This is a genomic window from Pseudomonas sp. LH1G9 (genome assembly GCF_002949975.1).
Lineage (GTDB): Bacteria > Pseudomonadota > Gammaproteobacteria > Pseudomonadales > Pseudomonadaceae > Aquipseudomonas > Aquipseudomonas veronii.
Map to the genome: position 1 here is coordinate 4,238,805 of NZ_CP026880.1, position 12,325 is coordinate 4,251,129.

The following is a 12,325-nucleotide window of genomic DNA, read 5'->3' on the forward strand; positions in this document are numbered from 1 at the left end:
GGTGCGAATTTCCTTCAATAGTCTTGCAATTCAAAAATCCCACCAGACCGCACCATCAGCTCACGTATTTGTTCGGTCGTTGCGGTCTCATCGGGCCCAATCGACCATTCGCCGATACCGTGGTGAACGCCCCAGGGATCGCCAATCACCCACGTAATAGGCCACCTACCGTCCCGACTGAACAATCGCATCATGGCCTCCAGCAAAATAGGCATCAACTGATCGTCCGGCATTTCGTCCATGGCAAATTCCTTGAACAGTTCACTTGTTACCCACCTTCGCCTCAGCGGCTTTAGCCAGGGCACACTTACGTTGATGCCACCACTCGCTAAACAGTACGACCGGAAACAAGCCAGTCAGCAGCACGAATACAATCCAATCACCGCGCGACCACCCGACGCCGTACCAGCCAAAGACATCAAACCCCTGCTGGAAGCCTAGGTACAGGAAGTACACAACTGCTAAGAAGCAGGAGTTGCGACAGGCACTTCCAAACGACATACGCATTCTCCTTTCCTCGGTCACGTGGAGACATCGCTGGAGACTTGGAAAACCATCTGCATTGCTGCTTTTTGAGCAGCCCGAGCATGCGCGGTTGCGTCTGCCAGTAGATACTCGTGAAAGCGGTTCAAGGCATCAACGAACCCTGTCGAGAGCCAGTGGTAGTCGACGATCACTACTTGGCTGCGAGTAATACCATGCGCCGTCAGTACGGGATTGAGCATGCTTTCATCCGGTTGTGATTCGCCGACAACGTAATAGACCAGCTTCGCTCTACCGTCCCTGTAGAGGTTGGACTCGGCTGCTCCGGTATGCAGGAGTCCGCATCTTGCCGCCCACAGATCCTCAGCGTTGAAGGCAAAGGTGTTGCCATTGAACAGAAATCGGTTCACCCAATCCTTAAAGCCTGGGCCACCAGGTTCGCCTACTGCGTTCAGCCAAGACATCTGGTCGATCGCCGAATAAATTAAGGCTATTGCATGGGTATGGTGCCCCGTACCCATCAGCGTGGTGATTGCTGAAAGGTTGGACTTGAAGGTACTGAAGATTCTTCTATCAAGCTGGGTCATAGTTGTACCTGGGCGGCAATTCCGTTAATTGTGGTTGTTGTTAGCCGCGCTGAACTCGCTCTCCAAAAACGCACGGCGGGCTGCAACGCGCTCACGGATGTGCTTATCCAAGGCATCACAGTCGGAATGGGATAAGTCGCCGTAAATCATCGCGCTGATCGTGAAGGCCTCCGCTCGGTTTGCGGGGGTATCGAGATATTCTTCCCAAGCCACCTGCTCATCATGCCCAGGTTTGCAACAGGCTACTACCAACTTTCAGTGCATCTACCACAGCGGCCAGGGGCGGTGGCAAGGCAGCACGGCCCAAGTCGCGGGTAGTGCTTACTTGAGCGTCGATCTGTTCCAAGATGCGAGTCATGGCGAGGTTTTCTCCAGTTGTACCGATGAGGCGAAACCGCGCCTCTCCTACTGCCAAACCCCCAATCAAGGGGGGAAGGCGTGGCAGCTGCGAAGTTTCCATTCATACGGGACAATCTGTTTTTCTGCTCAGGCCTGCCCTTTTTGCTTCTTCCAGGGCCGCTTTGTATCCGTCATAGGGGTAAGCAGGCCACTGGGAAGGTGAGCAAAACCCATCACGTCTCTTCTGTGATGGGAATTGTGCATGCCATCCAGCGCCTCGCTCGAATATCCAGCCAGTCAGCCCAGTCCCGTGAAACTGGTCGTAGGTGATGTCGATGATGAATTCACCAACCTCAAACCATGCGTGTGACACTTCACTTTCCAGCTGAGGATGATGACAACCACAAACGTATTGACCCTCCCACTGGAGCGTTTCCCACACTATGCGGCCAACGATATCGGCAGCGACTCCACACGCGCCTGAAGGGAATCCGCTGAAGGTTGAACCCTTGACACAGGCAAGGCTCAGAAGCCCTTGCCGACAAGCTTCTGCAACCTTTTCCAGCTCTGCCGAATCAATAGTCCTCATTACTTTTCCTACTTCGCTTCCTTCATGTGCGACAAGCCTTTTTCGAACCAATCTTGCGCGCCGCCAAGGTTCCCGCAGTCGATGAGACCGATCACCTCTTTCAAACCGTTAGAAGCTTTTTCTGGAGCTAGCTCGCCACTTGCGACTGCTTCAAACACCGAATCAAGCATACGATCCATTGCATCTAGGTCGGGAGTATCTAGCAATTGCTTACGTTCGCTGAACATGGCGCCTACCTGTTTCGAGGACCCGAAAACCGCGCCTCTTCTACGGTCGCGGCCCCACGTTTAACGGCGGGGCTTGGTCGTACCTGGGCGGGATTTTCCATCGTCTGCGGGTTCAGTCGTCGCTCTCATCATCGGTAACGGTGTAGCGGAAATCGTTGCGCGTCAGCAGGTACGCAGCTGGCTTCAAGACACCGTGATCAGCGCGCACAACATTGACCGTGATGTGGATGTTGTCGATTTCGCTGATGTAGTCACTCCATAGCGAAAAAATCTCGTCTCGAAAAAAAGCTTTTGTCAATCGCCCCTGATCTTTGGCGAACATGTGAAGTACCTTCCAAGCCGGAATCAGCGTCATCCCCGTGTGATAAAGTTCTGCAAAATGCAGTTCAAAAATAGCCTTTTCCGTCCTGTTCATATCATCACTCAATTTAGCGTTGTTAATTTAATCTAGCGTTGCTAAAATAATACAACAACGCTAAATCTGTCGCAACTCCATTTTTCGCCCGCATTTCAAGGGCATCTGCCACCGTTGATTTCCAAACACTTGGGCATCGGCGTCAAGGCGGCGCCATAGGCGTGCCCTGGTACCTGTGGCTCAAACACCAGACACCAATTGTGCCGCTCGATCAATGGACCTTTGCCGATGGACTCTGGACGCTGGCTCGCCGGCGATTCGCCACCGTCGATGTCGCGACTGAGATGAGATTCGGGACGAGCCCGCCATGGACGCTGGGAAGCTACGCTGGTAGCACCTGGTGCCCGAACACGAACGCTTGATTCATGAACTGAAAGCTTCGCAGGAATGCTCGGCCATCAAGGCCAGAATGGAAGCGGAGTAAGGCCCATCTCCCAAGGAACGATCCAGATCGAGGACGGCGGGCGCTGGCCGCTGGCGACGCTGTTCTACTAGCTGCCCGCGGAACCTGATCGCAAGCCCCGGTATCTGCTTCGTGCTAGGCACTCTCAGCCATCAAGTCCAAGTATTGCCATCCCGAAAGTCAGACCGGCTTGGCGAGCTATGCACCGTGCATAGCTCTGTGGGGCTCAAGGACCCAGTTTGTCATTCACTTGAGCTAGTTATGCACCGTGCATAAATACTTCACCTGCGACATGAGTCAGCCCTAGTTTTGTGGCTCAACTCAATCTGACGATTCGTTATCCACGGCGGGCTCCATTACAGCGGCAACACTCCCAGCCATTTCCACTAACACATCGACAATGCGCGCACGTTCCCACGGGTCATTTGGTGCAACCGCCGCCGCGACTGCTCTAGGGTTTGCCAATACGGCTTGCAGAGCATCGAAGTCATTTGCGTTCAGGTCTAAGCTGAAGCTCAAGCGTTTAGTCATGATGTAACTCCAACAGAGGGATCTGGATGCCGATGGCCATCGCTTGCCCTAGATGCTCGGCATAATTGATGCGAGCGCCGTCGTCGAAAAGGCGATTACGAAAGAGGATTTTTTCAGAATTCCGAAACATTAGATCAATCTCCCGCGGCTATAAATTGCTTCATCCTCGCCATGCGAAGGCTGGGTGTCTGGCTGGGCAACCGGCCTTATTGTCGGCTCTACCGGAGCAACAGTTTGAAAATTCTGCACTTTACGCTGGGCGCTCATCTCTTCGATACGCGTCATACGCTTCAGGGCCTCGTTGGGATCCTCTCCAGGCAGAAGACCAATACGCTTACGAACATCTTCGATCTGCGCGCAAGGGAACTGGCCGGCAAGTCGGGCGTGACGCTTCGCGGTAAGGCTATCGCCGCCTTGGTCGCGATCGTATGCAAGCGAAAAACACTGAATTTTATAGCGCTCGGCCAAGGCGATGATTGCCGCCTCAGTATTTGGACCAGGTTCGCCAGAGGTGCCGATGAACAGGATCCGCCGCCGCTCTTCTGGGCTAGCCAACTGGTAGGTGCTCAAGGTGTCGACGCCGCCCTCGCTGAAGCGGATTTCGGTGGGGTTCGCGCATTTCGGGTTGGCGAGGTAGACACCTTTTTCAGTTTCTGTCGTAAAACCCTTGAACTCATGTCGTTCGCCATGGATCACCTGAGCGCCGCGGTACTCATACCCGCAAAACTTGGCATTAGCATCAATGTGAGGAAACACAGCGGAGCCATGCCGGCTCGTACGCCAGCGCGTTTCGGCCAACACTTCGGACGAGATTCTTCGCACTTGGCTCAAATAGGTATCGCGCCGGCCCATGAAGCCAAAAGTCCGATAGTGGTCTTTCGTGCTGGAGGCGATTGCCTCCTGGCGTTCCCGCTCCTTCTGCTGACGCGCTTCATCGCGTGCCCGATCGGTACGAGCTTGGTCTTCCGGTGAATTACCCAGCGATGGGAGCACGCCACCCTGAAATGCACGAACATCGTCCTTGGCCTGGGCGAAGCTCCCACCTCTGACTTCCTGGTAGAGCTTGAAAATGTCACCGCTCTTACCCGCATGACGGTCGTGCCAGATCCAGTTGTCATCAGCGGCCTGATAGATGTCGTATTTCCCCGCACCGTGGCGAAAGACCGCATGCCCCTTGTAAGAGGCCTGTTTGTCGTACTCCATACCCAGATGAGCGGCGTACTCAACCAGGTTTACATCAAGCTTCATCGCTGCGACTTCGCGGGCGTCGGCGGCTTTGTCGAATTTCATGACACGCCCTACATCAGTACCAGGTACCTGCCGTCGCACTCGACCAAGAGGCTGTCGATCAGCGAGTGTGTGATCGGGCAATAGACCCTCACGTCCCCTTCCGGGACCTGCTGCCAGATCGCATTTGGACAACGTACGCAGACCGTCTGAGGAAGCTCGCCCTGCAGGGCGTTTAATGTTGCCGAGCGTACGGGAGAAGGCTTCTTCGTTTGCGGCGTCACCGGCGTCGGTGGCGCGGTCAAATTGGCCGAGGCTGCCGGCGACTCGCTGGCCTGCGGCGCCGGCTCGGGACTCGGGTCGGGGAACTCCATCGACGGCGGCGACAGGTCGTCCATCAACGCGGGAGTACCGGCCGAGGCAGGCAAGGGTGGCAGGTCGGGCAGGATCAATTCGGACATAGCGGGCCTCCTGAGGCTCAGGCTTGATCAGTTTCAGCTTCGTGGTGAATAAGGCGGGCTTCATTCCCTGGAGCGTTTCGCAAAGGTCGCGGCGTTGCTCCAGGGGCACGGATGAGCCGGGGTTTGTCCAAGGTTCAACTTCAATACCTGGAGCGGGGTTTTCTGCAGCTACAACAGCAACGCGGCGGGCGTCGAGCGGCCATGTCTGTTCGTTGGCGCGAAGGTCGACCACGGCAGCGCCGAAGGCCTTGGCGTGGTCGATCTCGGTTTGAGCGGGCGGCAGAACCGTGACGGACTGACGGGGCTTTTCTTGAGGCTGCTCCTTCGCTTGGCCGGGGAACTGGAAGAGTGGTGAAACACCCTGGAGGCGATCGAGGACAGATAGTTGTTGAGGGGCTAGCTTGAACGGCTGGCCGGTGTGCACGGATGCGCGAATTGCTTCGCGCACTTGAGGCATAAGATCGAGGGCGTTTTCTTTGTAGATGAATTGCGACGCCGACTTCTTGAATGGGAGCCAGTTCGCTTCACTCAGGTACGTTTTGCAACCGTGGATTCCGCGGGTATAGGCGACATACCATGCCTGTAGAGAGGCGTAGGAGGACGGCAGGTAGTAGGACTGCATGACAGTCATGCCCTGGGCCTTGTGTCCGGTCATGGTGTAGCCGTACTGCAGCGACTCGTACTCGCTGGAGTTGATCTTGACTGTCTTCCCATCGTCACGGGCGATCGTGAACAGAATATCCTCGATCGGCTCGCCGTCGACTTCGCGGGCGATTGGCTCGATACCCAGTACGGTGCCGAGATCCCCGTTATAGATGGGCTCTTTTTGGGCATCCTTGGCCGTTTTGCGCAACAGCAGGCGATCGCCAATCGCGACCTGGATCGTGAAACGCTCGCCCGGCAGCACTTCGGTTTCGATGCTAACGCTGCCCCCAACACTCAATTCACTACGGGCGAATCGGGCATCGCGGATTTTGTCGTTGAGCGCTCGAACCTGTTCATTGGTGTCGGCGAGAACGAGGATCTGGGACCAGTCCAACTCTCGAACGACGCCATCTTTTCCTGGTAGGCCGGCTTCCATGTCACCGAAAACATCGCCAACCAGCTCGTCAGCCTCGTTCACACCGTCCGCGAAAACCCTGAGCTGGTCGTCGCTCTGCATATGCCGAATTGCATCGTTCACCTTGCCCTCATAGAGGGCCTGGGCAGTCGGTTTGAACTGGTCTATTTGACGGGCGATCATTTCGATCTTCGCGCAGCGGTCGCCAACAGCGTCATGCAGGAGGCCGAATAGTGCGGCGGTTTCTACGGCGTCATGCTGGTTTCTGTCACCCACGCAGATCAGGCGGGCGCCGGCCTGATGGCAAGCCACTACCAGGTTATGCATCTGATATGTGTCCAGCATGCCGGCCTCATCACACACGACGATATCACCACGTCCAATGAGGTCCTGCTTTTTGAAGCGCTCGCCGGCCTGCTGAGCGGCCAAGCCCTCCTGGTGCTTAATGAGCAACGAATGGACAGTCTGAGCCTGGATGCCGGTCGACCTCGCCAACTCCGTCGCCTGCTTGTTTGCAGGAGCAACGCCAATGACGCGGCGCCCCTGCGCCTTGAACGCTTCGGCGTATACGCGGAAAGTCGGCGCCATGGTGGCCGACTTGCCCACGCCAGCGGCCCCCTTGAGGTATGTGTACTGGCCTGGCCCAGTCAGATCGTAAGCAGCTTGGCGTTGCTCCAGACTAAGCCGGAAGGGCTTTTCACCCGGTTTCTGGGTCGACTGTTTTTCTTTCTCGTAGCCATCGATCACCAGGTCTACGAGGGTCCGGTCGACGTTCCAACTCGGATCATCAAGGCCGGCATGAACGGCTTTTAGGCAGTCAGCCTCGAGGGTGATTAGCTCTTTCGTCGTGTACCGCTTCGACGGCATTCGACCGTGTTCGTCGGGCTGCTGGGGGATTTCGATGAGTCCGAGTTGTTGGAAAATCTCCGACTTGGTTGCTTCGATTTCATCGAGTCCACCTTTGCCAATGGTCAGGTGCGCAGCTGCAGAGTCGATCGCGAACTCATCGATCACGGTGGATCCACGAAACACCATGCGCTGCAGTTCAGCGAGACTCGGAGCCTGGAGCTCTTTAGCTGTAGATGCTCTCAGCTTGATTGTAGGAATCGCTTCGCGCCAATGGGCATCCAAGCTGTGACCTAGCTCAATGTCCTTCGCATCGCGGCTTCTGACAGCGATCGCCTGAGCTGCAGCTTGGCCAGAGGTGGCCATAGTCTTCCTCTCGGCCTGGATCTGCTCGCTGCGCTTAGAAAATTCGGCGACAAGTTCCTTCGACACTGAAGATTCATTGAGGCGCAGGCCGTGACCGCTCCAATCAACGACCATCGCCGATGCCAACTCGGGTAGGTGTGCCTGGAGACGCTGAAAAAAGGACACGTCAAAGACGGCCCCGAACTCCTTCTGGGTCTTGTATAGCCATCCCGCATCGAGGGTCAGGTACTTGCCATCGACGGTGCGAACGAAGTTCGGCCGCTCCAGGTGCACGTGCAACTGGGGATCGGGGAAGTCCTGCCCAGGGGCGCGACGTGCTGTGCAATGAGCATATGTCAGGGTGACGCATTCGCCGGTTACAGACTCTGCGCCCTGAGCGCCTTCACGTCCGCGAATCCGACCAGCACGGTGCTCGCGCTCAATCGCATCGTTGACGGCTTCCATCATGCATTCCTGGATCACGCGACGGGTTTGGTCGTCGGCCTGTGCCCAGTAGATACTGATGGACTTCTGCAAGGACACGCACGAGCTGAAGCCAAGGACAGGATCCGTTGCCGATTTTTCTTTGCCCTCCTTCTCCAGTCGCTCCAGATCACCGGCGTCAAGCTGCTTTTTCGAGGACGGGTTTGCCTTCTTTGATTCAGCTTCCTGAATAGCCTTGTCGATGGCGTTGTGGCGTTTCTCATCGAGGAACGCCTCACCAGTGCGCGGGTTGATTCCACGGAAAAGAGCTAGGTAATCACCGTCCTGAGGATGCTCACCGAGGCCCAGCTTGTTGGCCAATGGGCCGGCAATACCCGATGCCAAAGTGTCGTTGCCGGACTTGTGGTAGTAGTCCTCGCGCCCTGTGCCCTGGTCGCCCTCCACCTGACTGACGATCGCTGCGATCTCGGCATCGACTTTCGCCAGTTCGGCAGCCATTACTTCATCTGTCACGCCACGCTCTGCGCCCAGAGTAATGCGCTCTTCACGTAAGGCCTGGAGTTCCTTCAGTTTCTTCTCGAAGTAGCTGGCTTTGGCTGCAAAGTTGCCGGCCGTGGTCTTCTGGTTGCTCATCCCGTAGTGGCTCATCGCTCGATCTCCATGCCTGTCTGCTCGGCAATGATGCGATCCATAACCATCGGCACGAGCCGGTTGAGCATCGGCTCGATGGTGCCGGCGAGCAGTTCAGGCCGGCGCTCAGCCTGGCTGGCAAGAACCTGCAACAGCAGATCAGGAAGAGCAGAGCCCAGAAGGGAAGAAACGGACTGGGTGATTGCGCCTGCCATCGAAGCCACAACCGGGCCATCGAGGAGAACGGGAACAGGTCGGGAAGGCTCGGCGCTGAAACGCTGCGCCGCCATGAAGCCGGCGATTTCTTCGTCTGTGCGCAGGGACATGAGGGCATCGAGCACGCGGCCTTGAGCAACGCCCAGGCGAGCCGAAAGGCGTTCCAAACGCACTGCCGCAACTTCATCCAGGTACTGGGTCGAGGTCTTTGCTCCTGCCTTCTTCCGCGCCATTTTCCTTTTCCCTTCTGAGAACGCTTCTCAGGTAGCCGGTTCTATGACGGCGTACCTTGCTTTTGCTTTGTTGTCTTTCCGGCTTGGAGTTCGCGTACTGCGCGGGCTCTGGGCCGACGCGAAGCACCCGAAGGGTGCAGATGTGTTAACGAAAGCCGTATATATACAAGCATCTCGCATCACTTTAAGCAAGTTTTGCTTTACTCGCACTAGTTTACAACTAACATGAGCCCTAAGCGGTCAACCTTTGCATCTTGTTTGCAACAAACCGCCAACTAGAAGCCGAACCTTTGGTAGAGTTAGCAAGCAGTTTTAAACAAACGCAGCGACCATAGGTGAATGCCATGTTTGACCGACGCACAGACGCCGAACGCGCCCGTGATGAGCAGGACCAGCTGGAGTGGATGCGGATGCAGCAGGAAGAGGCCGATCGCAAAACGGCGGCATTGAAAGCCGAGCTGGAGCGTATGAAGGCCGCCGCTGAATCTGGCAGTGGCCAGAAGAACGTAAGGGGAAGCGTCACCAAAGCTTTGCTGCCGAGGATCGAAATCCTCCGCGAGGCAACGCGCTTAGGAACACCGATCACGCAACAGCAGGAAATGCTGGAAAGGGCAGGAATCGTTGTTAGCTACAACAGCTTGCGCAAGTTCATCCAGAAATTCCTGGCTCGCGAGTACCGAGAGTTTCTGGCGAACGTACGAACGACTGGAGCTGATCCTGATTTTGGGCGTGAGTTACACCCTGAAGTCATCCGCAAGAACACCCCTGAAGCCTTCGATAAGCGACCAGCAGAAACAACAAGCATTAACGAAGAAAGCGGTTCAACTGCAGGAAATCTTGACTTAGAGCGGGCGGCAACCCCTCGAAAGTTTCTCTAGAAATCAACGGGAAAACCCATGAGCAAGAAGGAAGAGAAAATGGCAAAAGCAGCAGCAGTTGCTCACCTGGTGGAAATGGACGACCTTAACCTCGATTCGTCGTGGCTCACTGCATCGCGAATCCGCCCGCTGCAACTCCCAGTTGGTAGTGACCCTGGCGCGTCGATTGAACACCTGATCTACGGCAGCGGGCTGGACAGCTTCGTTTTGGACATCGGTGGCAATGAGACAGCGAGCAAGACCATCATGGCCATCGGTGAGCAGATGTTACTGCGGCACTTCGACCTGACTCTGATTCCCGTACGCGACGAAGGCCAGGATGTTGATAACGCCTTCAAAACCATCAAGCTGATCCGCGAATTCGATAAGCAAACCCCGATCGCCATCCTGCTCAACGACATCACAAGTCGCACCCAGGACACCACGGATCTCGCCCTGCGCGAAGCGTTTGCCGAAGTGTTCGATTTGGCTGAGCAGACCGGCACCGAGCTCCTTGTCATGCCTCGAATCGAACGCTATGGCCGTAGTCGGCGCATCGGTCTGACTCAGTGGGAGATCTCCGAAGAGCGCGAAGCGATCGCTGATCGCCTGCGCAGCATCATCATCGAGGCCGAGCAGGCTGGTGACCTCGACCGCGCCAAGCTCAATACCCGCCTGATGCGTGCCGTGACCGGCTCGAAAACCGTGCGTGAAATGATCAATGTGGTGTTCAAGCGCCTCGATCAGATCCTCGGTCAACGCGATCGCCTGCGCATGATGGTCGTTTCGACCAAGGGCGGGGTCGGCAAATCGTTTACCTCACAGCAGCTGATCGCGCCGTACCTGCTCTATTCGTTGGGTGGCCGCCATGAGTGACATCGGCGGCGCAATCCGCTCGATTGATGAGCTCGTTGATGAAGTGACGCGACTCCACGTTCTCCTGCGCGGCAATCGCGATTATCCAGGCATCCTGGAAGAGTCTGTGAAACTCATCGATAAGCTGGACGGTGTTGCTGGCTATCTTGCCAGCGCCTCCCTGTTGAGCGAACAACTGGGGGCCTTGCCTGACCGCCTGCTGCGGTCGGCAGATGACATGCAGTTCAGGGCGGCCTTGCGTGAGTCGATCGCGCAGGTACTGGCTGACTCGATCGTTGACGCCAAACGCCATGTGCAAGACGAAGCGGCTCAGATCGCGATCGATGAGTTGAGCATGAAGATTAACCTTGCCATGGCCAATGTAGGTGAGAGCTCGGCAAATCTGTTTGCCGAGCGGAATCAGCTGAAAGGCAAATTCGAAGCAGAGAGAGAGAAGAACGCCGTGCTGGTCCAACGAATGAAGTACTTCGAGCAGGACAAAGACAACGCACTTCGCTTGATCTCGGCCGACTTTGCCGCCGCGAGCAATCGCGCCGGCAAGGCCCGATTGCTCGACCTATGCGCCGGCCTGGTTATCGGTGTCGTTGTATCTCTGACCACACTTGTGCCGGCGGCTGAGCAGTATCTCAAGCAATCTACCCAAAACCACCACCAATAGCGCTAACGCGCAACCACTACTGACGGAGAAAATCGCATGAGCAACCATAGCGATGACGGGGATTTTCGTGCCCGAAAAAAGAAGGTGAGCTTGCTTGGCAGTGACGCGGAGGCGTTTATCCGTGCCCGACGCGAGGAGCGCGAAGAGTTCAAGCGCCTTGAGGGGCGCGACCTTCATGAGCTGGACACACTGGCCAAGGATCCGCGCATGGAGGAGTTGCATAAGCAACATCAGCAGCGGGACGACGCTCCAGCATCCCACGCTGAGCAGCGCAAAGATGCCCAGGAGGTGGTCCAGGAGGAGCAAAAAAAGCTGACTGATCAGCAGGTCAACCAGGAAAAACAGAGCGAACACGCCGGGAGATCAATGTGATGGATAACAGAACCCTCATTGCAGCATCGGCACTGGTCGCAGTGTTTACTGGCCAGGTGGGCGCTTGCCCTCTTGAAGATTGCCTGCCTGGATTGAGCGAGCCTCAGTTTCAGTCTCGTGACCAAGACATGCTCGGTGTGTATGACCTGAAGCAGTCTGGACAAGCGGCAATGCACGTTGGGCTAATCGCCGCTGATTTCAGAATCGCACTACTCGAAACTGAGAATCGCGCTCTTCGTCTGGCCTTGGCAACTGGCACTCCACCTGACGTCAGCAGCCTCAAGCTTTATCCGAGCCTGAACAGTTTTCTAGACGCGATGAAATCGGACCTGATTCAGACAGAAACAACTGGCCGGATGCCGCAATTGCGTCATTTTGAGCAACGGATCCGCAATGCGGACACCCGAGCAAAAATTGCTGATGCGTCGCGGGCGCTGGTAATCGAGAGCGCTCAAATTGCTGCGGCGGCGAACGCAACTAAGCAAGCGCAGTGAAAGGGTGGCTCACCTGAGCGGCAACTCAGGTG

Annotated in this window: 16 protein-coding genes; 5 read left to right on the forward strand and 11 right to left on the reverse strand. The window is 56.3% G+C overall.

What is annotated here, in order from left to right:
* Window positions 1-14: 14 nt before the first annotated feature.
* The 11 genes from C5F70_RS19580 to C5F70_RS19625 all read right to left on the reverse strand — a co-directional run bounded on the left by C5F70_RS19580 (window position 15) and on the right by C5F70_RS19625 (window position 9,036).
* The gene (locus C5F70_RS19580; protein WP_104903904.1) at window positions 15-242 is read right to left on the reverse strand and encodes a hypothetical protein; all 228 of its coding nucleotides are present in this window, start codon (window positions 240-242) and stop codon (window positions 15-17) included.
* A gap of 19 nt (window positions 243-261) precedes the next feature.
* Window positions 262-501: a hypothetical protein gene (locus C5F70_RS19585; RefSeq protein WP_104903905.1), complete on the reverse strand. Its 240-nt coding sequence runs from the start codon at window positions 499-501 to the stop codon at window positions 262-264.
* Between the two features lie 20 nt (window positions 502-521).
* A complete protein-coding gene (locus tag C5F70_RS19590; RefSeq protein WP_104903906.1) occupies window positions 522-1,070 on the reverse strand; it encodes a hypothetical protein in 549 nt (182 codons plus the stop codon).
* Window positions 1,071-1,094: 24 nt separating this feature from the next.
* Window positions 1,095-1,283, reverse strand: coding sequence for a hypothetical protein (locus C5F70_RS19595; RefSeq protein ID WP_104903907.1), 189 nt, complete (start codon window positions 1,281-1,283; stop codon window positions 1,095-1,097).
* A gap of 7 nt (window positions 1,284-1,290) precedes the next feature.
* On the reverse strand, window positions 1,291-1,428 hold the full coding sequence (locus C5F70_RS30630; RefSeq protein ID WP_158683870.1) for a hypothetical protein: 138 nt from the start codon (window positions 1,426-1,428) through the stop codon (window positions 1,291-1,293).
* Between the two features lie 102 nt (window positions 1,429-1,530).
* On the reverse strand, window positions 1,531-1,998 hold the full coding sequence (locus tag C5F70_RS19600) for a hypothetical protein (RefSeq protein WP_104903908.1): 468 nt from the start codon (window positions 1,996-1,998) through the stop codon (window positions 1,531-1,533).
* 8 nt (window positions 1,999-2,006) lie between these two features.
* Entirely contained in the window at window positions 2,007-2,225 is a 219-nt protein-coding gene (locus tag C5F70_RS19605) for a hypothetical protein (RefSeq protein WP_028617988.1), read from the reverse strand.
* A 112-nt stretch (window positions 2,226-2,337) separates the two neighbouring features.
* Window positions 2,338-2,640 carry a hypothetical protein gene (locus C5F70_RS19610; protein ID WP_104903909.1) on the reverse strand — a complete coding sequence of 101 codons (303 nt, stop codon included), beginning with the start codon at window positions 2,638-2,640 and terminating at the stop codon, window positions 2,338-2,340.
* A 724-nt stretch (window positions 2,641-3,364) separates the two neighbouring features.
* On the reverse strand, window positions 3,365-3,574 hold the full coding sequence (locus C5F70_RS19615; protein WP_104903910.1) for a hypothetical protein: 210 nt from the start codon (window positions 3,572-3,574) through the stop codon (window positions 3,365-3,367).
* Window positions 3,575-3,703: 129 nt separating this feature from the next.
* Window positions 3,704-8,605: a MobF family relaxase gene (gene mobF / locus C5F70_RS19620; protein ID WP_104903911.1), complete on the reverse strand. Its 4,902-nt coding sequence runs from the start codon at window positions 8,603-8,605 to the stop codon at window positions 3,704-3,706.
* Entirely contained in the window at window positions 8,602-9,036 is a 435-nt protein-coding gene (locus C5F70_RS19625) for a hypothetical protein (protein WP_104903912.1), read from the reverse strand. The genes mobF and C5F70_RS19625 overlap by 4 nt, the downstream gene beginning before the upstream one ends.
* A gap of 344 nt (window positions 9,037-9,380) precedes the next feature.
* Between C5F70_RS19625 and C5F70_RS19630 the strand changes: the two genes are divergently transcribed.
* Genes C5F70_RS19630 through C5F70_RS19650 form a run of 5 tightly spaced genes read left to right on the forward strand, consistent with a single transcriptional unit; the run spans window position 9,381 to window position 12,293 of the window.
* Window positions 9,381-9,914, forward strand: a complete 534-nt coding sequence (locus C5F70_RS19630) for a hypothetical protein (RefSeq protein WP_104903913.1) — start codon at window positions 9,381-9,383, stop codon at window positions 9,912-9,914.
* Between the two features lie 18 nt (window positions 9,915-9,932).
* Entirely contained in the window at window positions 9,933-10,769 is an 837-nt protein-coding gene (locus C5F70_RS19635) for a hypothetical protein (protein ID WP_101155997.1), read from the forward strand.
* Window positions 10,762-11,427, forward strand: a complete 666-nt coding sequence (locus tag C5F70_RS19640; RefSeq protein WP_104903914.1) for a hypothetical protein — start codon at window positions 10,762-10,764, stop codon at window positions 11,425-11,427. The genes C5F70_RS19635 and C5F70_RS19640 overlap by 8 nt, the downstream gene beginning before the upstream one ends.
* 36 nt (window positions 11,428-11,463) lie before the next feature.
* Complete coding sequence (locus tag C5F70_RS19645) at window positions 11,464-11,799, forward strand: hypothetical protein (RefSeq protein WP_104903915.1); 336 nt, start codon at window positions 11,464-11,466, stop codon at window positions 11,797-11,799.
* Window positions 11,799-12,293 carry a hypothetical protein gene (locus C5F70_RS19650; RefSeq protein WP_104903916.1) on the forward strand — a complete coding sequence of 165 codons (495 nt, stop codon included), beginning with the start codon at window positions 11,799-11,801 and terminating at the stop codon, window positions 12,291-12,293. The genes C5F70_RS19645 and C5F70_RS19650 overlap by 1 nt, the downstream gene beginning before the upstream one ends.
* The last annotated feature ends 32 nt before the right edge of the window (window positions 12,294-12,325 follow it).

What these genes read in the sequence shown, in the direction of transcription:
- C5F70_RS19630 (WP_104903913.1), top strand. Translation starts at nt 9,381, where the DNA reads ATGTTTGACCGACGCACAGACGCCGAACGCGCCCGTGATGAGCAGGAC.
- C5F70_RS19590 (WP_104903906.1), bottom strand. Translation starts at nt 1,070, where the DNA reads ATGACCCAGCTTGATAGAAGAATCTTCAGTACCTTCAAGTCCAACCTT.
- C5F70_RS19580 (WP_104903904.1), bottom strand. Translation starts at nt 242, where the DNA reads ATGGACGAAATGCCGGACGATCAGTTGATGCCTATTTTGCTGGAGGCC.
- C5F70_RS19625 (WP_104903912.1), bottom strand. Translation starts at nt 9,036, where the DNA reads ATGGCGCGGAAGAAGGCAGGAGCAAAGACCTCGACCCAGTACCTGGAT.
- C5F70_RS19585 (WP_104903905.1), bottom strand. Translation starts at nt 501, where the DNA reads ATGTCGTTTGGAAGTGCCTGTCGCAACTCCTGCTTCTTAGCAGTTGTG.
- mobF (WP_104903911.1), bottom strand. Translation starts at nt 8,605, where the DNA reads ATGAGCCACTACGGGATGAGCAACCAGAAGACCACGGCCGGCAACTTT.
- C5F70_RS30630 (WP_158683870.1), bottom strand. Translation starts at nt 1,428, where the DNA reads ATGACTCGCATCTTGGAACAGATCGACGCTCAAGTAAGCACTACCCGC.
- C5F70_RS19615 (WP_104903910.1), bottom strand. Translation starts at nt 3,574, where the DNA reads ATGACTAAACGCTTGAGCTTCAGCTTAGACCTGAACGCAAATGACTTC.
- C5F70_RS19635 (WP_101155997.1), top strand. Translation starts at nt 9,933, where the DNA reads ATGAGCAAGAAGGAAGAGAAAATGGCAAAAGCAGCAGCAGTTGCTCAC.
- C5F70_RS19640 (WP_104903914.1), top strand. Translation starts at nt 10,762, where the DNA reads ATGAGTGACATCGGCGGCGCAATCCGCTCGATTGATGAGCTCGTTGAT.
- C5F70_RS19645 (WP_104903915.1), top strand. Translation starts at nt 11,464, where the DNA reads ATGAGCAACCATAGCGATGACGGGGATTTTCGTGCCCGAAAAAAGAAG.
- C5F70_RS19610 (WP_104903909.1), bottom strand. Translation starts at nt 2,640, where the DNA reads ATGAACAGGACGGAAAAGGCTATTTTTGAACTGCATTTTGCAGAACTT.
- C5F70_RS19650 (WP_104903916.1), top strand. Translation starts at nt 11,799, where the DNA reads ATGGATAACAGAACCCTCATTGCAGCATCGGCACTGGTCGCAGTGTTT.
- C5F70_RS19600 (WP_104903908.1), bottom strand. Translation starts at nt 1,998, where the DNA reads ATGAGGACTATTGATTCGGCAGAGCTGGAAAAGGTTGCAGAAGCTTGT.
- C5F70_RS19605 (WP_028617988.1), bottom strand. Translation starts at nt 2,225, where the DNA reads ATGTTCAGCGAACGTAAGCAATTGCTAGATACTCCCGACCTAGATGCA.